A 26,683-nucleotide genomic window follows, 5' to 3' on the forward strand; every position below is an offset into this window, starting at 1 on the left:
AGCCAATTCCCACCGACAGAACGATCCCATCTCAATGCCCGTTGGTCTAAGACAGCAGTTCCTTGAAGATACCCTTCCCTGCCAAAAGTGTCTCGAGCGTTCCGTCTTCCACCAATTTACCCGAGTCGAAGACGATAACGCGATCGAACATCATCCCCATTGCCGGATTCGTCACGACCCACACAATTGCCGGCGAATGGCCGTCGCACCTGGCTTCGTCGAGCACGTTTCGCAGCACCTTGTCCTGCGCACGCTGGTCGAGCGCCGACAGCGGCCGGTTGAGAATGAGAAAATCGGGACGCTTGAGCAGGGCCCGGGCAACGTCGAGCTTCTGCCGCTGTCCAGCGGTCAGCCGCCTGCCGCCGGCGCCGACGTTGAAGTCCAGGCCAACATCCAGAAGTTCGGCATAAAGCCCCAATTCGTCGAGAATGTCATAGACGATGGAGCGGATGCGATCCGGCGCGTCGGGATGGTTGTTGCCCACACGCCCGAACAGGACATTATCCATGACGCTGGCCGCGGCAATGTATTTGGCAGGATCATACCGTTCGATCGCATTTTGCAGTTCGGACGGCAGGGTTTCATAGAACCGGTTGCGTGCAGCGACGATCTTGCTCATCAGATCCTCGCTCAGCAGACCGAAGCGGTGCCGGGGCTCGATATAGGCAAAGCTCAGTGTAACGATCATGGCGCGATCGTTCTCCGAAACTGCCTCATAGGGCCGGTTCTTGAGCCGTTGTAGCAAGGTTTCGTAGGCGGGTATCTCTTCGGCGCCCATGAAGGCGAGCTGCTGGAAGAACTGGTGATCGGGCGGCAAGTCGGCAAACAGCTCGATCGCCTGTTCGGCGATCTCCATGCCCATCTCGAAAAGCGTGCGGTCGAGGCCGGCTTGCCTCAGCACAGACGCAAAATAGGGATTGGCCGCTAGCGCCTTGTCGGCCAGTTCGGGGCCGGCGGCGGCGCCGAAGAGCAGGTTTTGGCCGATCGATGCTTCCTTGTTGTAGGCGCCTGGTTCGAAAGGAACCACCAGTCCGCTCAGCCCTTCCTGTTCCAGCCTGGTTCGCAGCGCCGCACGCAGTTCGACGATGCGCCTGGCGAGTTCCGTGTGACGCGTCAGGTCAGCCGAGGAGCGCAAGCCGAGATCCAGAATGTCGCGCGACAGAAGAACCGCGTCGAGCACCCGGCGCACCGCCTCAAAGAGGTCGTGCGGGCCGGTGGCCCCGGCGGAAGCATAGTCGATCCAGTCGCTCCGGATATCGAGGTCCGAATTGCCCGACCGCCGCGCCTCGTGAATGTTCCAGCGCTGCTGGTCTGCCGCAGCACCCTCATAAGGCACCGATGTCAGCGGCGCATGCTTCAACCCGTAGAGCAGGTTATCGCGGAGGCTTGCATGGAACAGGAAAACATCCGACGAGGCGTAGGACATGCGCCGCCCGGTCACCGCTTCGGGAAGTTCAAGCAGGTCGTCGGCGCCCGAAGCGATCTTTCCGCTGTCCGGCCAGTTCAACCGCGCGAAGGCTTCTGCCAGCGCCTCCGCTCCACCTGTTGCGGTGCTGACCAGCGCCACCGTCTCACCCGGCTTGACCTGGAGCGAGATCCGGTCGAGGAGCATTCCTCCGCCATCGTCCGCTATGGACAGATTGATCGCCGACAGCGGGTTGGTCATCGGACCGGGAGCGTCGATCCTCAACGCTCCAATGCTCGGCGCGATGAGACCCTCGACGGTGAATTGTTCAACGACCTGCTGGTATTTGACCTGGACATCCTGGCGAGCCTGATCCCAGTCGATCAGTTCCTTCATCGGTCCGGGCAGGTCCTTGTAGGCGCTGATCACGGCCACCAGCTGGCCGACGTCCAGCCGCCCCCGGATGACCAGGTAGCCGCCGATCATGTAGAACAGAAAGGGCGTGAGCTGCGCCAGAAAATTGTTGAGGAACTTCACCATGAATTTCCATTGGTAAAGATCGAAGCGGATCTTGAAGATGAGGCCGAGCCGGGCAGCTATGTCGGCGCGCTCGTAGTTTGAGGTGTCGTGGACGTGAACCGCGCCGATGCCGTCGACGATTTCGCCGACCCGGCCCGAGAGCGCGCGCGCCGTCAACTGCCGTTCGCGCCCGAGCACGATCAGCCGCCGCCGCATGCGCGGGATGAGCACGATCTGGATCACCACGATCACGACCGCAATCGTTCCGAGCCAGAAGTTTTGCACCATGATGAACAGCATGGCCGTCAGCGCCTGACCGCCGAGCAGCACCGGCTGCAGGAAGGCATCGCCGATGAAGCCCCCCAGCGGCTCCACCTCGTCCTTCACCATGGTCGCCACTTCGGCGGATTTCACGCGTTTGAAGTAAATCGGGGGAAACCGCAGCACGCGATCGATCAGATCGAAACGGATACGCCGCAGCATGCGCTCGCCAAGTCGGCCTTTGTATGTGTTGATGTAGAGTTTGAACAGGCCGTTGATGATGACTAGCAAAAGGAAAACAATACTCAGCGCAAACAGCGTCTCCGTGCGGTCGAGCTGAAAGCCGGAGAAGAACTGCACCTCACCAATGAACGGCAGGTCATAGTGCAGCCTCATGAACGGCTGGGTCGCGCCGGGTTCTCCGAAACCCTTACCTTGGATAGGGCCGTTGACGATCAGCTTCGGCAGATCGAAGGATATGAAATAGGGGATCATCGAAAGCACGACGATCATCAATATCCAGACCTGCTGCTTCTTGGTGTGCGTCCAGATATAGCGGGCTAGACTGGGTTCCATCCGACCATGGACCGTTCAATTGCAAGGCTGCAGGACATAGAAGCACCTGCTGGCTAATGGCGCATCGGCAATTTCTTCATCGCCAACGACATGCTTCGAGCCACAGTGCACCGTGATTGTCCTGCGCTCAACGATGAAAGGACGCTGCGAGGCGGCGCGATCCAGTTCAGGCGCATCGTCGATGACCGCAACACGGGCATTGTTGATCAGCGAAAGCAGCTGGCCAAACGATTGACGGCTGCCGTGGCGTTTTGGCGAACGGCCGCCACAGCTGCGCTGCTGATGCTGGCGCATGAACGCCGTTGGTCCGGACTGATGGGACAGCCCCTCTCCGGCACGGGGCAATGGCGAAGCGGCGTGCAGCATGATCAACGTCCGCGAACCAACCAGCCTTGCCGGGGCAAGATTGCGTTGTGTCGCCCAAAATCCCAACCTACAAGACGAGTATGATGGATGTCACGCAACCACGCAATGCGGGCATGGACGGGCACGAACAGGCCTTGGACCTCACGCGGGGAATTGCCGCCTATGTCAACCACCCTCTCGTGGCAGGGCTGGCGCGCGTCATCGCCAAGCATCCGCAGGCCGATATCGCCAACGCCTTCAACCACAAGCAGGTCGCCTGCAAGATGTGGGCGCTCGACAGGCTGTTCGACAGCTGCGGCGGCCGGTTCGGCCGCATATGGGTTCTGGGTGGATGGTACGGCGTATTGCCGGCAATGCTTTTCAACGATGCTCGCTTCGACATCGGGGCGATTGATAGCATCGACATCGATCCCGAAGTCGCGCCGGTCGCCCGGACCCTCAACCGGGATGCCGTTGACCGGTTCCGCGCGCTGACGGCAGATATGTACGCCGTTGACTATGTGGCCGCGCAGCCCGACCTGGTGGTCAATACGAGCTGCGAACACATAGTCGATCTGCGCGCCTGGCTTGCCCTGCTTCCGCGGGGCACGAATGTATTGCTGCAATCCAACGATTATTTCAGCGAGCCGACGCACGTCAACTGCGTGGCTTCACTGGCAGCCTTCGAAGCAATGGCGCCGCTACGGGAGGTGCGGTTCGCGGGCGAACTGCCGACCAAAAATTATACGCGTTTCATGCTGATTGGAACTGTTTAACGCATTTCGCTCTAAAGAAGCGTGACGGCTGTCGAATAACGACGTCGCGCGAATCTCACCGGGGCGACGCGCGTTAGCTAGAGTTCCGTTTTCAGGGACCATGTTCGATGTCGCTCGCGCAGGATTTGGGCCGAGCGACGCGCGCCTTCCAGATCGAGACGATGCGCGGACGGCCTCGGTCCAGCAAGCGCCTGTTCGATCGCTCGCGCCAAACCTTCAGGCGTTAGGTCCTTTTCCGTCAGCACCGTTGCAAGACCGAGTTCTTCGAGCATCAGGGCGCGAACCGTCTGTTCGGTTTCCGCGCCCGCTGCAAATGGAACGAGTAGGGAGCGACAACCCGCGCGAAGGACGTCGCAGACCGTGTTGTAACCCGCCTGCGAGACCGAGAGGCGGGCGCCGGTCAGCAGGCTGGCGAAATCCTCGCGGAACCGGAAGACGGACAGGCCCGGCGTGGCATCGCGTGCGATCGCGTCGAAATCGCCTTTCGGCAGGTTGGGACCGGTGATCAAACACCATTTCCAAGCGCTGTTGGCATTCCGCGCCGCTGCAACAGTGGCACTAACGAGGCTCTTTCCGGCAGCCCCGCCGCCAACCGACACCAGAACATCGAAGCGCTCGGAGACCGCGGGCGGTGGCGGCGCGGCAACGAGCCCAGTGTAGGCGACCTTGGCCCTGATCGCCCCGACCAGTGGAAAGGTCTTGTCGATGGTCGCGAAAGCCGGATCGCCGTGGACCATGACAAGGTCGAAATGCCTGTTGATGAGATCGACCGTTTCCTCGTTTCGGCCCGGCTTGACGCGCTCCTGAAGGATATCACGGACGGACGTCGCCAGCAGCGGTCTGGGTGATGTCGCGTCGATGGCCTCGATCAGCGGCAGGAGTTCGAAACGCATCTGCCGGCGTCCAAATGGAAACGCCTCGACAATGACGATATCGGGCCCGCAATCCCGATAGGCCTGCAACAGCATCTCCGAACGCCATCTCCTGAAAGCATCGTCGATGGGTTTGCCCTGCAGGTCGACAAGTCCGGAAAATCCCTCATCGCCGGAGGTGACGGGAGGGAGAGATACAGATTTGACGCCCGATCCTGGAAACCCCGCGATCGGCGCGCCGCCCGTCACCACGGTTACGTCAAACCCGTCATCGACCAGAGCCGCCGCAATGCGGCTGGCGCGCGCAAGATGGCCGATACCCAGGAGGTGCTGGACATAGAAGAAGGCGCGCAGTCGCTTCATTCGGCGGCCCGCCACTCCCGCTCGAACAGTTCCTTGAGCTGCCCAATGCTTGTCAGATGATCGAAATTGGCGCGCACGCGCCACTCTGCAGCGTCACCGAGGCGGGCGCGCAGCACGGGATCACGGATAAGGCGCTCCAGCGCCTGTGCCAGGGCAATTGGGTTTTCTGTCGGGACCAGCAGCCCGGTTTCATCCGCAGATAAAAGCTCCGGCACGCCGGAAATATCGGTCGACACGCAGGCAAGCCGCTGGCTGGCCGCCTCAACCAGAACATTCGGCAGACCGTCCCGGTCGCCGTTTGCGGTGATCCTGCAGGCCAGGGCGAAGATGTCGGCGCGGCGGTAGTGCTCAAGCACCTCCTCCTGAGCAAGCGCGCCTCTCCAAGAGACGCGACCATCCAGGCCGAGCTTTTGCGCCAGCGCCTTGAGCCGTTCCAGTTCCTCGCCGCCGCCGATATGCTCGAAACGCCACGCCAAATCACCAGGCAGGAGGGCAAGAGCCTCCAGCAAGGTATCGTAACCTTTCTTTTCAACGGCGCGCCCGACACTCAGAACGATAACCGGTTCGTCCGGTGCCGAGCCGTCATGCTGTTTCCGCGCCTCGCGGAAGCTGCCGAAGCGATCAAGGTCGAGCCCATGATAGCTCAGATGCAAAGACGAGTTGCCGTTAGCGAGTTTTTTCAGACGGTCGAAGCCGGTTTTCGTGCAAGTGACCGTCCAGCGGGCCGAGGAAAGCTTGCCGGCGAGATCCCAGTCAGGCGAAGTCCAGATGTCCTTGGCATGGGCCGAGCAGCTCCAGGGCAGACCGCGAAGCTGGCTGGCATAGCGTGTCACCGATGCCGGTGTGTGCGCGAAATGCGCATGCAGCCAGCCCACATCTTCCGGCCATTCGGCCGCCAGCACCAGCGCTTGCCCGAAGCGGCGTACGCGATTGCGCGTAAAGTCGCGAGGGATGTCGGCAGCCAGCGATCCGAACGCGCGCCAGAAGCCTGGCCGCAGCAGACAAGCAAACAGCGAGCGAGCCACCCGCATCGGTTCTTCATGCAGATATTCCGGCAGATAATGGACGGGCGCTTTGATCTCGTTATGCACCGGATGGCGTTTTGTGTCGGTCGGCCGTCTCAGCGCGACGAGTATCAGGTCGAACCCCGCTCGCTCCAACCCGAGCAGTTCCTGCGCGATGAAGGTTTCCGACAGCCGCGGATAACCCTTCAGAACCACGACGATCTTGCGATGTTGCAACTCAGTTGATGCCTTCAATGACCGAAAGGTGATGGCCGGCACGCCTGTCGAGCAGTTCCGCGACGATCGCGGAAATATGAGGCAGCCCTTCCAGCCTCAGATGCGGATTGCTCTGCGATGGGCGGGGCCGATCCGGCAGCACCTTCAGTGTATCGGCAAACCGCTGGGAATCCTCGGCTTCTTCCGGCGAAAGCATCTTGATGAGACCGAGTTCGGCTGCTCGCCGTGCGCGGATCAGTTGCTCCTCGCGCGGCTTGATGCGCGGCACGATCAGCGCCGGCTTGTCGAAGGACAGTATCTCGCAATAGGTGTTGTAACCGCCCATCGCCACTACCGCCTTGGCGCCCGCAATCAGCTCTTCCATGCGGTTGTCGAATTCGATGATCTTGATATACGGGATTTTGGACCCCTTCTTAAGAAACTTGTTGCGCTTGCGCGCCGGCATGTAGGGCCCAAGCACGATCAGCGCCCTATGCTGCAATTGCGGATCCTGCTGATAGGCATCGATGACGTTGTGGATCAGATCGGCGCCGTCGCCGCCGCCACCGGTCGTAACGAGGATATAGTCGCCCTGGGGGCGGTGGCCGGGCAACTCGTTCTTCTGCAGGCTCCGTTGCAGGAAACCGACGAACTTCATCTTTGCCCTGATAGCCGGCGGCACATCCAGGCCGGTCAACGGATCGTAAAAATCCGGCGGACCGTAGGCCCAGACCTTGTCGTAGAACAGGCCTATCTTGCGCATCACATCCCTGCGTTCCCACTCTGCCTCCAGCAGATGCGGCGCATCCATCACCTCGCGCAGGCCAAGCACCAGCGTAGTGCCTCGCGTCTTGAGGTACGACAGCGTGTCCTCGATCTCACCGCGCAGCCCGAGCGGTTCCTTGTCGACGATGAAGATATCCGGCCGAAACGTCTCGGCTGTGTGGCGAATGATCGACTGGCGCATTCTTAGCGTCTCATGCAGATCGATATCCTTTTCCAGCGAGGTGTATTCGCCGTTGCGCAACTTGATGACGCTCGGGATCTTCACGAAGTCGACGCGGGCGCGGTAGTCGAAGGCGCCGGCGATAGGCGCGCCCGAAATGATAAGCACCTGAAGTCCGTGGAAATCCTCGACCAGGGAATGCGCGATCGTGCGGCAGCGCTGCAAGTGGCCGAGCCCGAACGTGTCGTGGCTGTACATGAGAATTCGAGCATCTTGTACGTGCTGGGTCATTGTCGAACCTCTTTAGAATTCTCGCCTGAGGACCGCGGGCCCCCCGCAGGATTCCAACCCATTTCTCGCGGGTCTATCGACCTGTTTTGAACATGAGGGAGCAATTTTTTCAAATTATATTACCCAAGAGGGTTCATATGCTGAGCAGCGTCTGCTCAGCTGCTATGCACATTGGATGCGAGCCCAGCCTATTTGCCTTGTCGGCCTCGTGCGCTGCAGATAGATCACGGCGGATACATGCACTTGTATCGAGACGGGTCGCGGGCTGGCCGATTGCTTGCTTTCAGAAAAGCGGCCAGGGCGATGGCGCTCCTCCCTCGTGGCCGAGCGGCTAAACTGCCCAAGAATGGGCTGAAGATCTTCAAAGACAGCGCGCCGACACAAACCATGATCGATGCCCCAGATGCGGGCGCTCTCGCGCCGCCCACGCAGAACATCGCCTTGTCCCTCAGCCAGACGAATTCAGTAACAGCATTGGCGTTATCCCACCTCCGACCCGATGAGTGAGGGGGCAACCCGCGCGGCCCACCCAAGCGCAGGACCTAACGTCGACGATTGTGCCTTCGAGCGTCGCCCAAGCGAAAGAGCCATATCCTACTCAAATTGAGGTATGACTCCGCGGGGACAGCCTTTCAAGCATGTGCTAATAAAGTCGTTTCGGGGAGGATGCCATGCCGTCCTTGAGGTGGGCTGCAGTTGTCGCGCTTGCCGCGAATCTCATCAATGCGACACCGACCATAGCCGCCGAAGCAGTGGGCCGGGCAGTCGTGATCAAGACTGCCGTTACCGGCGCAACCGGACCACTGGTGGTCAGCGCACCCGTTCATCGGGACGAACGAATCAGGACATCCAATACCGGGCTTGGCCAATTCGTGTTCCGGGATGGCACCAAGCTGGCGGTGGGGTGGGGTTCTTCCGTCGTCCTCGACAAATACGTCTTCAACGATGATAATTCGGTGAAGAAGCTCACCATCCGCGCTGCCAAGGGAACGTTTCGCTGGATAAGCGGGAACTCGCCTTCGTCCGCCTACCAGATTGTGACGCCCGCAGGCACAATAGGCGTGCGGGGAACAGCATTCGATGTCCACATCGCGCCCAACGGCAAAACCGCCGTCGTGCTGCTGAAGGGGTCGGCCCGATTCTGCAGCGGCGGCGGATGCAGGGAACTGAAGCGGCGCTGCGATTGCGTGGTCGCGACGCCGTCAGGCGCGATGTCCGACGTTATCAAGGTCAATCGATCTGTGCTCACCACACTCGGCACCTCGCGGGCATTGCCGTTTCTGACCGGCAATCAGCAGCTCTCGGGAGGCTTTGACGCAATCGGCGGAAATTGCGGGCTTACGGCTGCCATTCAGCAGGAGCATACGGCGCGGCCGGAGCGGCGCAACTCACCGGCACCACCCAGTCCGGGCACCCCCGATCCGCCGAGCCCGCCGCGGGGCGACAAAGATGACGGCAACAACGGCCATGGAAATGATCCGGGCAAGCACGATCCCAGCAATCCCGGAAAATCCAAGGGTCCTGGCAAAAAGTAGCGGCAGGGGTGGCCGGCAGTGGCAAGAGCGGATAGCCGCTCTTTTTCTCGGCGCGTCCGTATCCGACTTCGCCAACCGGTCTGGGCCAACTCGCCCCTACGTCGGGGTGGACGAAATTGTTGCCCTTGAACACCACCGAGTCGAGCGGTCGACCGCGCTACATCAATGAAGGTCAGGAACCGGAGCCGAATTGTTGCTCCGCATAGCCGGCATTCGCTTCCATCGCCGCTCCCGCCCGCTTGCCAACAAAATCATCCGCTCTGCGCGAGATCCGGCCATAGAATTCTTGCAACCCTGTCGGCAGGCCCGCAGCCCTGACTTTGGCCGCCGCGATCATCTTTCGGGTGCCTGGCAACCGCGATTGCAACGCCTCCACGAGCTTGCCGTGGAGAAGCCGCAATTCGGCAAAATCCGGCGACGACCCAACGTTTTCATCGCCTACGACGGCATTGATTCTGGTCCTCGTGCTCTTTCCCTTGAGTTCCAGCGATCCCGCGTCGAGCAAGGCCCAGCCTTGCAGCGATTTTACTGTGTCGTCGGACGCGAGGATATCGAAACTCACCGTCTTGCACGTTGTCTCGATACGCGCTGCGATGTTCACCGCGTCGCCAACGGCCGAATAGTTGAAACGCGACTCGGCGCCCATATTTCCGACACAGGCGACGCCGGTATGGATTCCGATACCGATGCGAACCGTCTGCCCGGCCCCGAATCCGAATGCATCGCTTTCGTTGAGGCGGGCAATCGTCTCGCGCATCGCCAATGCCGCGCGAGCGGCTTTGCGGGGATGATCGGTGACGTCGACCGGGGCATTCCAAAAGGCCATGATCGAATCGCCGATGAACTTGTCGAGCGTGCCTTCATTGGCGGTGACATGACGGCTGAGCGCGTCGAGAAGCGTGTTCAAAAACCGCACGACGGCGGTGGGCGGCAGTCTTTCGCTGATCTCCGTGAAGTTTCGCACATCGACAAACATCACGGTCAGTTCTCGGTCGTCGCCGCCAAGACGAAGCGCGTCGCGCGTGTGCTCGATCCGGTAGAGAAGCGATGGCGACAAATACTGACCGAAGGCCCGCCGGATCGCGCGCCGCTCTCGATCAGTCACGAGGAAGCGGAAAGAGGTTGTCGCGAAATGCGTGATCGTGCCCATGAGGATCGGCGCAAACGGGTCGAACAGCAGTCCCGCAAGCGAAAAGGCAAACCATGATGCGACGAGCGCCAGTCCCGTGATCGCAAGGCCGCAGGCGAGCGCAATCGCGGGGCTTACGAAAATCGTCAGAATCACCAGGAGGCTGCCGAGCATCGCGATCGACGCGATTTCCAGCCCGTTTGCCCAATCAGGCCGAGACAGATAGTGGCCGGACAGCACCTGTTCAACGATCTGCGCGTGGATCGAGACGCCCGGCACGTTCTCACCGAGCGCGGTGACACGAATGTCCTGCAGCCCGGCGGCCGAAGTGCCGACAAACACGATACTGCCTTCGATCGCGGCCCTCGTTTCGGACGAGACGCCGCCGGGTGCAAGCACGTCCTTCGCCGAAACATAACGCTCGGCCCTGTCGGGACTGACATAGAGCCAGAGTTCGCCGGCCGAGGTCACCGGGATAACGAAGTCGCCGATCTTGACGGAGGTCATTATGCCCTGCCGATCCGGCGCGCCGGCAATGAGGTAGGTGGAGGCCCCCTGCGCTACTCTTATGGCTTCGAGGGCAAGATCCGGATAAAGCTGCTCGCCATCAGTCAGAAAGAGTGGGGCTGTCCTCACCACAGCGGTCGATCTGCCGGGATTGAGGCTGATGTGTCCGATGCCGGCTGAATTGGCCTCAAGCTGCGGCCGCAGCGGCGTGGCTGCCTTGATAGGCGGAGGAGCAGCGATCGGGCTCTCGCCCATAAAGGCAATGCCAGCCTTGATTTGCGGCCGATAGTTCCCTTCGTTGGAGATGCCGTAGCCCAGGATAACTGGCTTGCCGGCGATCGACCCGGCGAAGATCTCGTCATTGTCGGGCAGGCGGTCGAGCAGGGCCGGATCGATGCCCGGCACGTCGCGGAGGACAGTGCGAGGCGACAGACGGTCGGGCTCGGCGAAAAGAATGTCGAATGCGATGGCCGCCGCACCAAGCTCCGTCAGCTTTTCGACCAGGGCCGCCATGCGATCCCTGGGCCACGGCCACTGCCCGAACTGCTGCAATGAGGCCTCGTCGATGTCCACCACGCGGACGGGCATCGACTCGAAGCGGCGAGGTGCCAGCCTCTGATACTGGTCGAACGTCGCTTCGCGGGCGAGTCTCAACGGCTGCGGGTCGCTCGCCCGGACAATGGTAAGCGCTGCGACCAGCGACAGACCCAGGATGACGCCGGCCAACTGGGCGCGTGTCATGACATCTGCACCAGTAACTGTGCCGCGTATCCTGCCTGCATAGCCCCGCTCCGGGAGGCAGCTTTCGAGCCTCGAAGCTAGGCTGCATTGTTCCCGGCAAATGTGCAATCGCCAACCTTACGCCCAACGGAGCAGCGCGGGCCGTGCGCTGGCGATTTGCGTAGCGACGAAGTTCTCAATCGGCTCCAGCGCTAGACAGTCGAGGAGCAAGAGCGCTAGCGGAGGCCGCCGGCCATTTTCTCGCTCTCCGGCAAGTTTCGCAACCACAGCATAGCGGCCGCCCCAAGAAGCGGACCCGGCACCAGCAGCAGGAAGGCCCAGCGCCAGCCACCGATGAAGTCGGCGAAGCGCGGCGTCAGCCAGATGGCGAGCACCGTCAGCGCAAAGCCGGCGCCAAGCTGCACCGACAGCGCCGTGCCGACGAAGCGGCGATCGCCGAGCTCGGTCACTGCGGCTGAGAATTGCGCCGAATCGCCGATCACCGAAATACCCCAGACGACGGCGACCAGCATGAAGAGCCAAAGCGGCCCGGCAAACAGGAAGCCCATCAGCAGCGCACAGCTTCCCGAGACGATCATCATGCCGGCGGTGGTCGCGGTTCTGCCGATGCGGTCCGACAGATAGCCGCCCAACAGGCAGCCAATGATGCCGGAGGCGACGACGAAGAAGGTCGAAAGCGAGGCGGCAGCGGCCGATCCGATCGCCTGCGCCTCGAATGCCGAGCGCGTATAGGCAAGCAGCCACGCCCACATGGCGTAGAGTTCCCACATATGGCCGAGATAGCCGAGATTGGCCAGGAGCAGCGGCCGCTCGCGAAACACCTGCCCGATGCGCGATGGCTCGAACACCGCCTTGCCGAAAGGATAGGGCCCCTCCCTTGCGAACAAGAGAAACAGGAGCGCGCCGACCGTCGTTGCTAGACTGGCGGCCGCGACCACCGGCCGCCAGTCGAGCGCGGTCAGGACAGCGCGAAAAAGATGCGGCAGCGCCGAGCCGATGGTGAGCGCGCCTATGACTGCGCCGAGCGCCAGCCCCCGGTCGCGCGTGAACCAGGTGGCGACGAGCTTCAGCGCCGGCGGATAGACGCCGGCAAGTGCTGCGCCGGTGACAATACGCGCGGCGATCACGCCGCCCGGCCCGAGATGAAACAGCAGGCTCGCATTGGCGAGCGCGGCGACAAAAGCGGCGGCCGCCATCAGCCGGCTGAGCCGCACCAAATCGGGAAGGTTGACCAGGCTCGCCCCCAGCGCACCGATCACGAAGCCGACCTGAACGCCGTTGGTCAGCCAGGCCTCCCCGCCGGCGCCGAGCGCAAGCTCCTGCCTCAGTTCGGGCAGGATGGCGGTCGCCGAAAACCAGGTGGTCAGCGACAGAACGACCGCCAGGCAAAGCAGCGACAGCACGCGCCAGCGGCCGCCGTCGGCGGCCATGCCAAGCGGGCTGCCGCTCACCGCGCTCATGCGCCTTGCAGCGGGACGGTCAACACGGTCGCCGCGCCGGTGGGACAAAGCTCCCCTGGCCGTTGCGTAGGCTGGTCTCGATCTTGCAGATCGGCTTGTCGGGGCGCAACTTCTTGACCTCCACGCGTCCGGTGATCGCCTCGTCAACGCCGACCACCTTGACGAACTTCCATGCGATTTCGAGAAAGACCGTCCCGGGCCAGGGCAAATCCTCCGCGACCAGGGCATTGAGAATACCAGAACTGACGCCGCCGTGGAGGATCGGCTTGCCGAACACCGATTCTCGGCCAGCGCGGTCATTATGCAGCGAATTGCGCTCGCCGGTAATGTCGGTGGAAAGTTTCGATTCTATGCCAGCCCGAACCGTTCGACGGCCCGCATGATGCCGCGCAGTTCGGCGAGGCCCTTCAGCCTGCCGATCAGCGAATAACCGGGATTGATCCTGGTCTTGCCGATGTCGTCGGCGAGCAGATGTCCGTGATCGGGTCGCATCGGAATGCGCCAGTCGGCGCGGCCTTCCTTCCGACGGCGCGCTTCCTCCTGCATCAGGGCGAGGATGACATGCGCCATGTCGGTGCCGCCCTCGAGATGCTCGGCCTCATAGAAGGAGCCGTCATCCTCGATGGTGACGTTGCGCAGATGGACGAAATGGATGCGGCCCGCGAACTCCTTGACCATGGCGACGATGTCGTTGTCGGCGCGCGTGCCGTAGGAGCCGGTGCAGAATGTCAGCCCGTTTGCCGGGCTGTCCACGGCATTGAGGATGAATCGCGCATCGTCAGCTGTCGAAACGATGCGCGGCAGGCCGTAGAGCGAGAAGGGCGGATCGTCGGGATGGATGCACATGCGCACCCCTTCCTGTTCGGCGACCGGAATAATCTCGCGCAGGAACCAGGCGAGATTGTCGCGCAATTCCCTTGGCCCAATCGAATCGTACTCGGCCAAGGCCTCGCGAAAAGTGTCCCGGTTGTAGCTGCGCTCGGTGGCGGGCAGTCCGGCGATAAGGTTACGCTCGATCCGGTCGATTTTCTCGTCGCTGAGCTCTTTCAATCGCGCTTCCGCTTCGGCAATGCGCGCGGCGCTGTAGCCGGCCTCGGCATTCCGTCGCTTCAGCACGAACAGGTCGTAGGCCGCGAAATCGATCGCGTCGAAACGCAATGCATAACCCGTCGTCGGAAGGCGATACGCCAGATCGGTGCGGGTCCAGTCGACCACAGGCATGAAATTGTAGCAGATCGTCGCGATGCCGGCCTTCGCCAGCGCTCGGATCGTATCCTTGTAAAAGCCGACATAGCGCAGCCGTTCCGGCGAGCCGATCTTGATCGAGTTGTGGACGGGGATGCTCTCGACGACCGACCAGGTCAGCCCCGCCGCCTCGATGATCCGCTTGCGCTCCAGGATGTTTTCCAGCGGCCAGGCGCGTCCGTCATAGATGTCGTGCAGCGCCGAGACGATTCCGGTCGCCCCGGCCTGCTTGACGTGATCCAGCGTCACCGGATCGTCCGGGCCATACCAACGCCAGCACTGCTCCATTTGCTGCCTTCCTTTGAGAGGGAGCGGCAAGTTATTGTTGGACCAGGATGAGAGTCAATCGACAATTTCGGCTTCTCGAACGCCTGACGGCCGACAGGTAGCGCGGCAAACTGATCGAGACGGCGTCCAACTCGATTGTTTTCCCGGAAACTTGGGATATCCTGGTCCAACAATTTGGGGGATTCGTCATTGGAAACTTCTCACGCCGCGCGCGAGAGCGGCGCCCGCCGGCACGCCGGCGGCAGCTCGGCGGTCGATGCCGCGGCCGGGCGGATCCTCGATCTCATCCGCTCGCGGCAGCTGAATGTCGGCGACGTGCTGCCGACAGAGCGCGAGCTCAGCGAGATCACCGGCGCCAGTCGCAACACCGTGCGCGAGGCTTTGCGCGCCATTCGGACCTACGGGCTGATCGAACCGAAACCCCGCGTCGGGGCGGTGCTCGCGGACGGGCATAGCATCGCCATCCAGAATTTCTTTGCCGCGCATATGGATGTCTCGCGCTCCTCCTTCGCCGACATTCAGGGCTTCAGGCGCATCATCGAAGTCGGCATCGGCGACCACATCGTGCTCAACGCCACCAACGAGCAGATCGAAGCGCTCGACGCGGTCAACGCGCGGATCGTCGAGAGCCGCTCGATCCAGGAGGCCGCCGAGAATGATTTCGACTTCCACATGGCGTTGATCGGGCTGGCGGACAACCGCATGCTGTCGGACATGTATTCCTTCCTTTCCCCGGTGATCCTGCGGATCATGACCATCGGCAAGGAGATGCGCCCGGTCCTGGCCGACACCCGCGCCGCGCATGGCGAGATCGTCGCCGCCCTGCGCGCGCGCGACAGAGTGGCCTACGCCTACCTGATGAGCCGCCATCTGGATTTCGCCCTGCGATTCCTGCCGGAAGAGCCGGGTTCCGACACGTGACTGAAGGAGTTCCCGCAATGAAGGATTTTGTTGGCAAGGTCGCCCTGGTGACGGGGACGACGGGAATCGGTCTGGCAACCGCCAGGCGCCTCGCCGCAGGGGGTGCTGCGATCATCGCCTGCGGCATCGACCGCTCGGCCAATGCGGCAATGAGAGCGGAGCTGGAAAGCTCCGAAGCCGGCGCGCTGGTCGTCGACACCGACGTCTCCGTGGCGGATCAGGTCCGCGATGCCGTCGCTGCCGGGGTGGCACGGTTCTGCGGCCTCGACGTGATCGTCAATTCGGCGGCCGTCCATCCCTACGGAACCGCGACCACGACCGACTGGGAAACATGGAACAAGGCCATGACGGTCAATGTCGGCTCGATCTACCTGACGGCACATTTCGGCATCCCCGAAATGATCCGCCGCGGGGGCGGCGCCATCGTCAATGTCGCCTCGGTGCAGGGTTTCGCCTGTCAGCAGAACGTCGCCGCCTATGCGACGACCAAGGGCGCCATCCACACGCTGACGCGTTCGCTGGCGCTCGATTATGCGGCGGCCGGCATCCGGGTCAATTCGGTCAGCCCAGGCTCGATCCGCACACCGATCCTGGAGAAGGCCGCGCGTGGCGAAACCGGCAGCGATGCCGATGTCGAGGAAGCGTACAGGCGCTTCGGTGCGGCGCATCCGCTTGGCCGCATCGGCGAACCGGAAGAAGTGGCCGAACTCATCGCCTTTCTGTGCTCCTCCAGAGCGAGCTTCTGCACCGGCGCGGATTACAAGATAGACGGCGGCCTGACCGCCGGCATCGGTGTGAAATAGAGCCATGAAGATCGGTCTTGGCCTTTGCCGGAGTAGCTGACGCCGGACGATTTCCGCTTTGCCCGTCTGGCGGGCGCCATGCATGTCGCTGCCCGCCTCACCAACTATTTCGTGGCCCAGGATCACCCAGGATAGATCAGGAGCTTGTTGGCATTGCAATGTGGTCGCACCAGTGGCGATCGCATCGCATTCGTGTTGAAAACGCAGCTTCAAAATCACCCAAAAAGCAAGTGAAGTCGAGGTCAAAAGGTTAAACTGATTTATATTTCGATTCAAATTGTCCATATTAACTAACTATTAACATGTCGCTTAACTTTTTGATTTTTTTAGGTATGGTGCCATGAAGGAGGTAGTTTGAACTACCGGAGAGTGGGGCGACTTCTCCTATGCGAAAAGTTTTAGAAACTTCAAAAAGAGATTTTGAACAACACAGCGCTACGACCGGCGGATCGGATCCGCTCCACTCCAGCCAACATCTGACGTCCGCGAACCATGAGACCTCTCGTTTTCCCCGGTTGCAGCACCAGACTTCGACCGGACGTCCAAGCGTGACCGCCGTGGCAGCGCTGGAAGCAGCCCCTTCCCGGCAGGACCTGCCTGCATTGCCGACGGTGCAGCTTGGCGGGCTGCCTGTCACCGTGATCGACCGGCAGGGCGCCGCCCGCCTGATGCTCGCGGCGGCGCGGCAGCACCGCCATGGCAGCCGTCCCTACTACTTCACCTCCGCCAACGGCGACGTCATCGCCCAGGCTCGCGCGAAATCGGAGATCGCCGCCCTCTTCCGGGAAGCCGATCAGATCTTCGCCGACGGCCAGCCGCTTGTTCTCGCCTCGCGCCTATTGTGCCGCACGCGGTTGCCGGAACGGGTGGCCACCACCGATCTGTTCCACGATGTGGCAAAGCTCGCCGAGAACGAGGCCGCGACCTTCTACCTGCTTGGATCGACGGAGGCCGGGAACGCCAAGGCCGTGGCCGCCATCAAAGCCAGCTATCCGCGCCTGCGCATCGTCGGCCACAGCCATGGCTACCTCACCGGCGAAGCGCTCGAGAAAAAGCTCGAAGAGATCGACGCGCTTGCACCGGACATATTGTGGCTCGGCCTCGGCGTGCCGCGCGAGCAGATCTTTGTCCGCGATTTTGGCTCGCGGCTCTCGAATGTCGGTGTGATCAAGACTTCCGGAGGGCTGTTCGACCATATTGCCGGCAAGGTCCGGCGCGCCCCCCTCTGGGTCCAGAAGGCGGGTTTCGAATGGCTGTGGCGCATGTTGATGGAGCCGCGCCGGCTGTTCTGGCGCTACTTCACCACCAATCCGCGTGCCCTTTATGCCCTGTTGAGGTATTCCCAATGACAGCCGAACATTCGCTTCGTCCGCTGCCGGAGGGAACCGACACGGAGATCGCTGTCGTCGGCGGCGGGCTCTCCGGGACACTTGCCGCGACTCTCCTCGGCCGGTCGGGCTACCGTGTCACATTGATCGACCGCCACCCCGTTTTTCCGCGCGAGTTCCGTGTCGAGAAGATCGCCGGCGACCAAATCGACAAGCTGCGCCGGATCGGCCTCCTCGACAGTCTTTCCACGGCGGCCGCGGCATTCGACGAGATCGTCAACGTGCGCAAGGGGCGAGTACTCGACCGCACGCGAGCCCGCCACTACGGCATTTTTTACGACGACCTCGTCGCGGCGATGCGGGCCGAACTGCCCAAGGCCGTACGCTTCGTCGCCGGCAGGGTGAGCGCTGTGGAGGCCGGCCCAGAGCGGCAGCGTGTGTCGATCATCGGGCAGCCGGATGTGACGGCTCGCCTGCTTGTGCTCGCCACCGGCATGGGCGACATCCTGCGGCGCGACGTCGGCATCGAGCGCCGGTTCGTCCACCAGCGCCAATCGCTGACTTTCGGTTTCAATGTCCGGCCGGCGGGAGCAAGCGCGTTCAAGCATCCGGCGCTGACCTATTACGGCGAACGCGTTTCGGACGGCATCGATTACCTCAACTTCTTCCCGGCCGGCGGCGTTACCCGCGCCAACCTCTTTGTTTTCCGGGAGCATACCGACCCGTGGGTCAAGGCGCTGCGCGACCGCCCGCGCGAAACGCTCATTGAAACGCTTCCGGGACTCCTCAAGACCTTTGGCGATTTCGAGGTCATCGACCGCGTCTCGAGCTGGCTCACCGACATCACCGTAGCCGAAAATTGCAAGCGCGACGGCGTCGTCCTGATCGGAGACGCCTATCAGACATCCTGTCCGGCCGCCGGAACAGGTGTCAGCCGCCTCCTCACCGATGTGGAGCGCCTGTGCATGGTGCACGTGCCGCAGTGGATGGCCTCGCCCGGCATGGCGGCGGCGAAGATCGCCACCTTTTATGATGATCCCATGAAGCAGGCGATGGATGAACGGGGGCTCGAATTGGCAAATTTCCGCCGCAGCCTGACCATCGACACGGACCTGCGCTGGCGCGCGCGCCGGCAGGTTCATTTCAGCCGTCGCCGCATCCTGCACGAGATCGACAAGTTCAGCCCGAGCTTTGCCGCGCGGCTGCGCGGTCTCAAGCGGCCGCAAGTGGAAGCCGTGACCTGATTGCGGGTCAGCCGGCGCATTTCGTTCAAAGGACGCTTCGGCATAGGCGTGCGCGACCGCCTGAAGCTAGCGTAAGGCGTCCGATCCGACCCGCTTCAACTAGGACGACTCGGCGGCTTCATCGGCAGCCGGCGGCACGATGACAGCCGAAGGCTTGGCCTTCTTGACATGCGCGGCCTCAAGGATATGCCGCGCCAGCGCCTTGGCCGCCGGCAATTTCTGCACCGTCAGATGCGCCGCATAGCCGAGCGGACTGCCTGCGCGGTAGATTTGCCACATCGGTGAAGGCCGGCCACCGAAGACGCGCTTGTAGGGCTCGTCGCCGATGGTGAAATCGAGGTGTTGATCGCCGCGCTCGATGCAATCGCGGGCGATCTGCTCGAACATCAGGCTGCCGATCGACTGCTTCCGGTAGCCGGCCTCGTCGAAACCGCCGAGGATGACCAGGAGCGAGCCGCGGTGCTTGAGCCCGAGCGCGCCGGCGATCGGCTGGCCGTTCATCCAGAATGCATAGGTGCGGGCGAAGCCGCCGCACCCTTCATTGGCCACGGCCAGGTAGAAATCGAAATAGGAAGGCAGCTGCAAAAGGTCGGCCGGACCGTTGCTGCCGTCGAAGCGTTTGCCGCGATAGAGCTTGAGGGCATCGAATGTCGTGCGGACCGCGGCCGGGCCGTCAACGCATTCGAAGCGCGCCTCCCCGATGCGGTTGAGCTGCCGAGATTTCTTGTCCAGCTCCTTGCGATAGGACTGGTCCAGCCGCTGCTCGCGCCAGCCGGCGAATGTCGGCTCCAGCTTGCTGGAATAGGCGCTCATGCCCATGCTGTCGCGCTTGTCGACGCCAAGCAGGCGCTCCATCGCCAGGGAGCGGTCCGCCAGCTTGCCTATGCGCAGGAGATCGTATGGCCGCAGATGCTTGCGGATGGCGGCGACGGTGCGGGCGTCGGCAAGAATGCGGGAGAAGGTCTCCTCGTCGGCGACGGGCGAGACATAGTCCGAAACCCGCATATCCGCGAATTCCACGACCTTCAGCAGCGTGTAGCGGCGCCTCACCAGCGGCAGGACCATCGCGAGCCTTCCGCTCGCACGCACGCGGACGACGATGATCAGTGGCGTGGCGGCGCCTTGCCGCACGAGCCTCTCATAAAGTTGCGCGAGCCAAATCGGATGCTGAAAAGCGGTTGCCGCCGAGCTGGCGAAGAGCTCGGCGTACTCCGTCGAACGGAAATCGAACGCATCCTCGGCAGTGACTTCAAACATGTGATCCGAACCGGCAGGGACAGCGGCTATCCACGACTTCTTACGTTCCAGGTCAAGACCGGCCGCCGCGATTGTTGGAATCTTGGTATATGCCGAAACCGCTAATCTTGCGTTGCATGGCAGGCCGGGGCGGACGACCACAACCGCTTCGGGATCGCAAGTCGAAAATCATGCCGGAAAAGTAGAAATCCGGTTTTGCGTGTAACGCCGATGTAAGTATTTTCGGCCAGTCTCTCGCTCCTTATTGTTGGAAATCCGAGCAGGACATAGCCGCCCAAGACATGCTGGCGATCGAGGTCATCGTTCCGCAATCGGCGCCCCGCCATTGGCAGCAGCTCGCCATAGAGCGGCTGGAGGCGGACGGCCACGATGTCGCGGTGGCGCATCAGCCCGGGCCGTCGACCTGGCCGGCCGCGGCAAAAGCCGCCTTCCAGTTCGAGCAACGTCTTTTCCGCCGGCGCGGACCCCTTCTCGGGTCCGCGGTGCAAGCAATCCCGGCACGGCCCGGCGGGCGCCCCGCCGCGCTGAGGCTCGATCTTGCCGGCGATGCGGCCTTGTCGAATGTCCCCACCATCGGCCTTCGCTTCGACGGATCCAGCGCCGATCTGTCGGCTGCAATCGCCGTCGCGGCCGGCAGGCTCCCGGTGATCGAGGCCGTGCTCGACAGGAAGACGGTGGTCGGCCAGGCGCGGCCCATGGTCGACAAGCGGGAATCCACCGCACTCGGCACCGAGGACGTGTTCGCCCGCGCCATTACTCTGGTTCAGTCGGTCACCCGCGCGTTCGCGGCGGACCGGCTGCCACGAGAGGCAGTGGCTGAAATCCATGGTCGTGGCGAGCGAGGCGGGTTCACATCCGCCTATCTCGGCGCGGCGCTGCCGCGGCTCGGCCGGGAAGCGCTTCGGCGCGCGCGCTTCCGCCACGCGCATTGGCGTGTCGGCTATCGCTTCACCGATGCCCTGGGCGTCGCCGATACCGGCAAGCTCGGCACCGGCTGGTCGGTGCTGCCGGACCCGGGCGATCATTTCTATGCCGACCCGTTCCCCTTCTGGTGGCAGGGTCAGCCCTTCGTGTTCGTCGAGGACTATCCGCACGCGACCGGAAAGGCGGTCATTTCCGTTGTTCCGTTTGATGCGGATGGCGTTCCAGTTGAGCCTCGGGTCGTGCTGGAGGAGGCTCACCACCTCTCCTACCCGCAGGTATTCGAGCGCGACGGCGCGATCTGGATGCTGCCGGAGGCGAGCGCCGGCGGCAAGCTCACGCTCTACCGCGCGTCGGGCTTCCCGGACAGCTGGCTTGCCGAGACCGTGCTGGTCGAAGGCGAGATTTCCGATGCCACCTTGTTCGAGCATGAAGGCATGCTCTGGCTGTTCGCCACGGACCGTGACGGCCATGGAAGCACTTCTGACACGCTGGTGATTTTCTCCGCCCCCGCGCTTGCCGGTCCGTGGCGGCCGCATCCGGTGAACCCGGTCCTAATCGACCATCGCATGGCCCGCCCCGGCGGAGCCTTCGTCCGCAACCGCGACGGCCGCGTGCTTCTTCCGGTCCAGGACGGAACGCTGGGCTATGGCGGCGGGCTGGGCCTTTCGGAGTTGCTGGAGCTCAATCAGCAGACGGTGCGGCTGTCGCCGCCGCGGCCGATCGATGCGGCTGGCGACTTTCCTTATCCGAAAATCCATACACTCAATCGGGCCGGGCGCCTGGAAGTGATCGACGGGATCGCCGCCGTGCGCAAGCGGTCAGGCAAGCAGTAGCGCCTCGTAGCCCGCGCACATCCTGGCCGGCGAATACTTATCCCGCAGCCGCCGTCCCGCCTCTGAAAGCCTGGCCTTGGCTTCCGGCCGCGCAAACAGATCGCCAAGGCCCCTGGCCATGCCGGCGGCGTCGGCCTCGACGAACAGTGCGGCGGGAGAGCCGTCCTCCGCGGTCAGCACCTCGCGCAAGACGTCGAGGTTGCTCGCCACGACCGGCAGCCCGGAAATGGCGGCTTCGACGCAGGCGAGGCCGAAGGTCTCCGTCATCGAGGCAAACGCATAGGCATCACCGGCCGCGAGGAATTCGAAGATGCGCGTCGGCGGAACCTCGCCGACGAGATGCAGGCGGTTGGCAATGCCGCGGCTTTCGGCAAAGGCGACGAGCGCCTCGCGCTCCGGCCCCGCGCCTGCCAGCGCGACATGGACGTCGGGCAGTCGATCGAGCGCGCCGACAAGCGCGATCTGGTTCTTCATCGGCGTCAGTCGGCCCGATGATACGGCCAGCCAAACGTGCTGCGGCAGGCCGAAGGCGGCGCGCGCCGCTGCCTTGTCGAATTCCTCGCCCGGCGCGGGTACGCCGTGATCGATGCGACGCATACGCCGCCGATAGGAGCGCGGATAGCGATCGAACTGCGCTTGCGTCCAGCCGGAATTGACGACATTCGCCTGGTAAAGGCCGACCGTGCCCATCAGCTTGTCGATCTGGGAGAGCAGCCCCATGACGCCGATGCTTTGCGGGGCGCCGCTTTGGTTTGCGACGATGTGCCTGACGCCGGCCAGCCGGGCGCCGAGCGTGCCGAAGATGTTGCCATAGTGTTGGTAAGTGATGACTGCGTCGGGGCGTGCCGCGCGCAGATATCGCGCCAAGCCGACGGTCGCCCGGATCTGCCCGGGCAATCCGCGCGGTCTATCCGTCAGGACGAAATCCACATTGGGATCGCGGTCGTAGGCTTCGGTCTTGCGGTACATGAAGACGGTGCGCACCTCGTGCCCCCGCACCCGCAATCCCTCGCCCACCATGTCGGAGATGCGCTGCGCCCCCGCAGCCTCCGCCTGGGTCTGCACTTGGACGATCTTCACGTGCGCCCTTTCAGGAGGGCATGAGGCACCAGCCCGATCCTGTCCAGGGACAAGCCGAGGATCGACGGGTTGATGCCGATTCTGCGCCGGGCGATCAATACCCCGAAAGCCGTCCATGCGATGACGGTTCCGGCAATGCTGAGGGCCGCTCCTATGGACCCGAGGTAGTAAGTTGCCACGGCCGTCACGCAAAGTCCGACAACGTTGACGATGACCAGCACCTTGAAGAGCGCATGCTGCAGACCCGTCAACTGCAACAGGACTTCGATCGGGCCGCAAGCGGTGCCGAACGTCGCCCCGATGCCGAAGATGACCAGCGTCGCCCTCATGGTCGGCGTCGCATAGGCCGGATTGAAGATGGACAGGATGAAGTCGCCGAATATCCAGAAGGACGCCAGCACGCACAGCGCAATGGCCGAGCCGCCAAGCGCGGCGAGGCTGGTGATGCGTTGAACGTGAGCCCTGTCGCCGCTGTAGAAGGCCGCCGATATCTGCGGCGCCAGCGCCTGGTTGATGCCGTTGAGGGCAAGGGTCACGAAGCGCGTGGTCCGGTCCGCCACGAAGATCGCGCCTGCCGCCTCTGGCCCGAGGATCATCGCCACGAGCAGGGTGCTGACCTGGCCGAGCGCGGGCGGCAGCGAGGTGACGCCCCACAGGCCAAGCGTCACCGTCTTGAATTCCTGCTTTTGCCCTTCCGTGAGACCACCTCGATCTGCCCGCGCCGTGTCGCGCAACAGCACAATTGTTTGCGGGACGACCGAGAGGATGAGCAGCAGCGCCGTCAGATATGTCGCCGCGATCGCATCGATCTTCACTTGCATGAAGTGCAGCGCCGCAACGGCGGCGATTGTCGCCGCGCGCCAAATGATGTCCCGCGGCAGCAGGCCCGATATCAGCGCGTTCTTGGCCCGGAAGGCGCCCGAGGTAAACTCCGACCAGCCGAGCGAGAACGACAGCACCGCCGCCGCCACGCATAGCGGCAGCCATTCCGGCGTTCCCCTGCCGACGAAGGGCAGGAATCCCACCACGATGATGAGCAGGCTGGTGCCGACAAGCCCGGCCAGCGCCACGAGAATGGCACGCGCCATCAGCCCGTGAGCCGAGCCGAGATCGCCCAGCCCGGCATATTGAGGCCAGAACCTGAGCACGGTGCTCTGCTGGCCCACCGAAGCGAAGAAGGAAACCAGGCTCGCGCCGGCATAGGCAGCGCTGTAAAGGCCGAACTCGCGTTCGTTCGTCACCATTGCCACGGCCACGAACATCAGGAAGGACAGGCCCGCGCTGGCAAGCTTGATGATGCCGGCCACGGCGCCGCTCTTGGCAAGCGCCGTGACCGACATGCGTATGTCGGTCGCCGGGCTGGCCCCTGCCCCGGGGGCGGCCTCGCGGTTCCCTTTATTGTCCTTCAACCTCGCCTCCTGAGACGATCGGCGATGGGCTACCCGCACCTACGACGACGCTCAAAACCCGATCCTGCATAAGCAAAATGCCGCAACCGCGCCAGCGCGAACGCTTCGCATGGTTACCGGCATCGCCAGCGCCGAGCGCATCGTCACGCCGCCAAGCTTAACGGATGGCTAACGATAATCCTTAATACTGTGGAGACGAGTGAGGTCGTGAAGTCGCGGCTCTCGACGAGGAAAATCGATGAAGCCAGCCAGTATCGACGAGCGCACTCTTACGCCGTTGTTCGACATAGGTGCAGTGTGGGCCATCCTTTGGGCGCGACGCGTGATGGTGCTTGCCATCGCCGGCGCGGCAGTGCTGCTGGCGCTCTCCTATCTTGCGGTGACCAAACCAAGCTATACCGCAACGGCCTCGATACTGATCGACCCCCGCGACACGCGCGCGACCAATTTCAACAACGTGCTTCCGGGGATCGGCTCCGACAGCGCCGCTATCGCCAGCCAGGTCTTCGTCATCCAGTCGCCAGACCTGCTCGGCGCCGTCTTCAAAAGCCAGAAGCTCGACAGCGATCCGGAATTCGCCGGCGGCGGCCTTGCTTCACGTCTGTTCGGAGCCGGCGCAAGCGCGCCGCAGGACGCCGCCTTCAAGCGCTTCCAGAGCAAGGTTTCTGTCGAGCGCGAAGGGCTGACCTACGTCATCAATGTCAGCTTCACGTCGCCGTCGCCGGAAAAGGCCGCGCGCATCGCCAATGCCATCGTCGATCAGTACCGGGCAGGCCTGGTGGGAGAACGCGAGAGCGCCAACAGCGACGTGAATACGCTGCTCACGGACAGGATCTCCGGCCTGCAGCAGGACGTCAGCGACGCCGAGCGGGCGGTCGAGGACTTCAAGACGAAACACAATATCGTCAATTCGACGGACGGCGGCACGCTGCAGTCGCAGCTCGATCAGCTGACGACGCAGCTGATCGCCGCCCAGGGCGACGCCGACCAGGCCAAGGACCGCTACAATCAGGCGCTGGCTGCGGGCAGTTCGCCGGCCGGGCTCGCCAAGCTTGCGGATATTCTTACCTCCACCTCGGCCATCAAGTTGCGCGACGACTACAACCAGCGCGCCACCGAGCTTGCCAGCCTGCAAACCATGTACGGGCCGCGCCACCCGACCATCGGGCGGCTGCAGTCCGAGCTGGAGCGGTTGAAGCGGCTGATGTCCGCCGAGGCGGATCGCATCAGGCAGCAGTTGAAGGCCAGCTATGATCTCGCCGTGCAGAATGTCGGCAAGCTGCAGGACAAGCTCGAAGCTCTGCGCCAACAGTCGACGAACTCGAACATCGCGCAGGTACAGCTGCGGCAGCTGGAATCGAAAGCCCAGGCGGCGCGCGCCGTGCTCGACGACTATCTCAAGCGGGCGCAGGAAACGTCGCAGATGCAGGGCGTGCAGACTTCCGAAGCGCGCAAGATCGGCGTGGCTTCGCCGCCTGTCCAGCCGACATGGCCGAAGCCGGTCCTGCTTCTCTTGGTGAGCGCCGTTCTGGGGCTCCTCGCCGGATGCGGCCTCGCTCTGGCGCTTGGTCCGGTCCCGCAGCCGCAAGAGGACCCGCAGGCGCCGAAGGCGGCCGTGCCGCAGCCGGTCGTGGACCGTAAGGACAGCGCGCCGGTCAGCCCCCGGCCATTGCCGATGCCAGCCAATTTCGGCGAGTACCGTCTGCCCGGCGTCGCCGGTGGGACCGCCTATTCAAACATCAAGGCGATCAGGAAACAGCTCTTCCAGACCGGAAACGAAACGCTGTCGCTCGCCGCCCTGAAGATCATGCGACAGATGGTCTTGCACCTGAACGACCACGGCAAACCGTTCGTCATCCTCGTGTCTTCGATCCACAGCAGTTTCGAGGCAAGGATTGCGGGCGCGATGCTGGGCATAGGCATGCAACGGGCCGATCAGAACGTGCTGATGGTGGAAATTGGCGATCGTCTGTCCAGCGCGACGACAGACGGCGCCGGATTGTTCATCGATGGCGCGACCGGTCTGCAGGCGATCGTGTGCAGCTCAGTGGCGGAAAAAAGTCCTGGCGTTGCCGATCGCAACTCGTTCCGTGGCATTCTGGCCGAAGCCGGGAGCGCGTTCGATTTCGTGCTCGTGATCGCGCCCTCGCTCAATGAGAACGGCTGGAATCCGGAGCTCTTCGCCAAAGCCGATCTTGCGCTTCTGGCGCTCAGCCCCTCCGAGCAGCCTTCGGAAGCCGCCAGGCTGCTCGCGCAAAAATTCGGTGCCGGCCAGATCGGTCGCAGTGCCACTCTTGTCGTCGCGCCGGCTGACGCGCGGCCAGCCGCGGCGATCGACAGTCCGCGAGCGGCCGGCGAGCAGCGCCGCAGCGCCGCCGCCCGGGGCTAGACCGTGGAGGCGGTGC

20 protein-coding genes are annotated in these 26,683 nt (G+C 63.0%); 8 read left to right on the forward strand and 12 right to left on the reverse strand.

Annotation, left to right across the window (positions count from 1 at the left end):
* Positions 1-46 precede the first annotated feature (46 nt).
* Both CK218_RS01285 and CK218_RS01290 read right to left on the reverse strand, forming a co-directional pair.
* Complete coding sequence (locus CK218_RS01285) at positions 47-2,761, reverse strand: ABC transporter ATP-binding protein (RefSeq protein ID WP_095826626.1); 2,715 nt, start codon at positions 2,759-2,761, stop codon at positions 47-49.
* A gap of 15 nt (positions 2,762-2,776) precedes the next feature.
* Complete coding sequence (locus tag CK218_RS01290) at positions 2,777-3,127, reverse strand: hypothetical protein (protein ID WP_143749591.1); 351 nt, start codon at positions 3,125-3,127, stop codon at positions 2,777-2,779.
* A gap of 83 nt (positions 3,128-3,210) precedes the next feature.
* On the opposite strand from CK218_RS01290, the gene CK218_RS01295 reads away from it, so the two are divergent.
* The gene (locus tag CK218_RS01295) at positions 3,211-3,882 is read left to right on the forward strand and encodes an SAM-dependent methyltransferase (protein WP_095826852.1); all 672 of its coding nucleotides are present in this window, start codon (positions 3,211-3,213) and stop codon (positions 3,880-3,882) included.
* Positions 3,883-3,959: 77 nt separating this feature from the next.
* On the opposite strand, the gene CK218_RS01300 is transcribed toward CK218_RS01295, so the two are convergent.
* From CK218_RS01300 to CK218_RS01310, 3 genes are read right to left on the reverse strand one after another with little or no spacing between them, the layout of a single operon-like run.
* Positions 3,960-5,117, reverse strand: coding sequence for a glycosyltransferase family protein (locus CK218_RS01300; protein ID WP_095823334.1), 1,158 nt, complete (start codon positions 5,115-5,117; stop codon positions 3,960-3,962).
* Positions 5,114-6,358 (reverse strand): glycosyltransferase family 4 protein, encoded by a 1,245-nt coding sequence (locus CK218_RS01305; RefSeq protein ID WP_095826628.1) that lies wholly within the window; start codon positions 6,356-6,358, stop codon positions 5,114-5,116. The genes CK218_RS01300 and CK218_RS01305 overlap by 4 nt, the downstream gene beginning before the upstream one ends.
* Before the next feature lies 1 nt (position 6,359).
* Positions 6,360-7,574 carry a glycosyltransferase family protein gene (locus CK218_RS01310; RefSeq protein ID WP_095826629.1) on the reverse strand — a complete coding sequence of 405 codons (1,215 nt, stop codon included), beginning with the start codon at positions 7,572-7,574 and terminating at the stop codon, positions 6,360-6,362.
* Positions 7,575-8,245: 671 nt separating this feature from the next.
* Between CK218_RS01310 and CK218_RS01320 the strand changes: the two genes are divergently transcribed.
* Positions 8,246-9,109 (forward strand): FecR domain-containing protein, encoded by an 864-nt coding sequence (locus CK218_RS01320; protein ID WP_067326280.1) that lies wholly within the window; start codon positions 8,246-8,248, stop codon positions 9,107-9,109.
* A gap of 172 nt (positions 9,110-9,281) precedes the next feature.
* Here the strand turns inward: CK218_RS01320 and CK218_RS01325 are convergent, their stop codons facing one another.
* From CK218_RS01325 to uxuA, 4 genes are all read right to left on the reverse strand, one after another.
* Positions 9,282-11,486, reverse strand: coding sequence for an adenylate/guanylate cyclase domain-containing protein (locus tag CK218_RS01325; RefSeq protein WP_095826631.1), 2,205 nt, complete (start codon positions 11,484-11,486; stop codon positions 9,282-9,284).
* Between the two features lie 215 nt (positions 11,487-11,701).
* Complete coding sequence (locus CK218_RS01330; RefSeq protein WP_095826632.1) at positions 11,702-12,946, reverse strand: MFS transporter; 1,245 nt, start codon at positions 12,944-12,946, stop codon at positions 11,702-11,704.
* 19 nt (positions 12,947-12,965) lie between these two features.
* Positions 12,966-13,223, reverse strand: coding sequence for a MaoC/PaaZ C-terminal domain-containing protein (locus CK218_RS01335; protein WP_245433006.1), 258 nt, complete (start codon positions 13,221-13,223; stop codon positions 12,966-12,968).
* Between the two features lie 71 nt (positions 13,224-13,294).
* Entirely contained in the window at positions 13,295-14,479 is a 1,185-nt protein-coding gene (gene uxuA, locus CK218_RS01340) for a mannonate dehydratase (RefSeq protein WP_095826633.1), read from the reverse strand.
* Between the two features lie 189 nt (positions 14,480-14,668).
* Here uxuA and CK218_RS01345 point away from each other — a divergent pair, with 189 nt between their 5' ends.
* From CK218_RS01345 to CK218_RS01360, 4 genes are all read left to right on the forward strand, one after another.
* Positions 14,669-15,400, forward strand: a complete 732-nt coding sequence (locus tag CK218_RS01345; protein WP_095826634.1) for an FCD domain-containing protein — start codon at positions 14,669-14,671, stop codon at positions 15,398-15,400.
* A 17-nt stretch (positions 15,401-15,417) separates the two neighbouring features.
* A complete protein-coding gene (locus CK218_RS01350; protein ID WP_066994025.1) occupies positions 15,418-16,203 on the forward strand; it encodes an SDR family oxidoreductase in 786 nt (261 codons plus the stop codon).
* A gap of 668 nt (positions 16,204-16,871) precedes the next feature.
* A complete protein-coding gene (locus CK218_RS01355; protein WP_245425805.1) occupies positions 16,872-17,552 on the forward strand; it encodes a WecB/TagA/CpsF family glycosyltransferase in 681 nt (226 codons plus the stop codon).
* The gene (locus tag CK218_RS01360; RefSeq protein ID WP_095826635.1) at positions 17,549-18,775 is read left to right on the forward strand and encodes an NAD(P)/FAD-dependent oxidoreductase; all 1,227 of its coding nucleotides are present in this window, start codon (positions 17,549-17,551) and stop codon (positions 18,773-18,775) included. Before CK218_RS01355 ends, CK218_RS01360 begins: the two co-directional genes overlap by 4 nt.
* A gap of 99 nt (positions 18,776-18,874) precedes the next feature.
* Here CK218_RS01360 and CK218_RS01365 read toward each other — a convergent pair whose 3' ends face one another.
* The gene (locus CK218_RS01365; RefSeq protein ID WP_095826636.1) at positions 18,875-20,032 is read right to left on the reverse strand and encodes a GNAT family N-acetyltransferase; all 1,158 of its coding nucleotides are present in this window, start codon (positions 20,030-20,032) and stop codon (positions 18,875-18,877) included.
* 281 nt (positions 20,033-20,313) lie between these two features.
* Here CK218_RS01365 and CK218_RS01370 point away from each other — a divergent pair, with 281 nt between their 5' ends.
* Complete coding sequence (locus CK218_RS01370) at positions 20,314-21,789, forward strand: hypothetical protein (RefSeq protein ID WP_095826637.1); 1,476 nt, start codon at positions 20,314-20,316, stop codon at positions 21,787-21,789.
* Here the strand turns inward: CK218_RS01370 and CK218_RS01375 are convergent.
* Positions 21,775-22,869 carry a glycosyltransferase family 4 protein gene (locus CK218_RS01375; protein ID WP_095826638.1) on the reverse strand — a complete coding sequence of 365 codons (1,095 nt, stop codon included), beginning with the start codon at positions 22,867-22,869 and terminating at the stop codon, positions 21,775-21,777. The genes CK218_RS01370 and CK218_RS01375 overlap by 15 nt on opposite strands.
* Positions 22,866-24,278, reverse strand: a complete 1,413-nt coding sequence (locus CK218_RS01380) for a lipopolysaccharide biosynthesis protein (protein ID WP_095826639.1) — start codon at positions 24,276-24,278, stop codon at positions 22,866-22,868. The genes CK218_RS01375 and CK218_RS01380 overlap by 4 nt, the downstream gene beginning before the upstream one ends.
* Before the next feature lie 238 nt (positions 24,279-24,516).
* On the opposite strand from CK218_RS01380, the gene CK218_RS01385 reads away from it, so the two are divergent.
* Positions 24,517-26,667: a GumC family protein gene (locus tag CK218_RS01385; RefSeq protein WP_095826640.1), complete on the forward strand. Its 2,151-nt coding sequence runs from the start codon at positions 24,517-24,519 to the stop codon at positions 26,665-26,667.
* The last annotated feature ends 16 nt before the right edge of the window (positions 26,668-26,683 follow it).

Source organism: Mesorhizobium sp. WSM3879 (genome assembly GCF_002294915.1).
Lineage (GTDB): Bacteria > Pseudomonadota > Alphaproteobacteria > Rhizobiales > Rhizobiaceae > Mesorhizobium.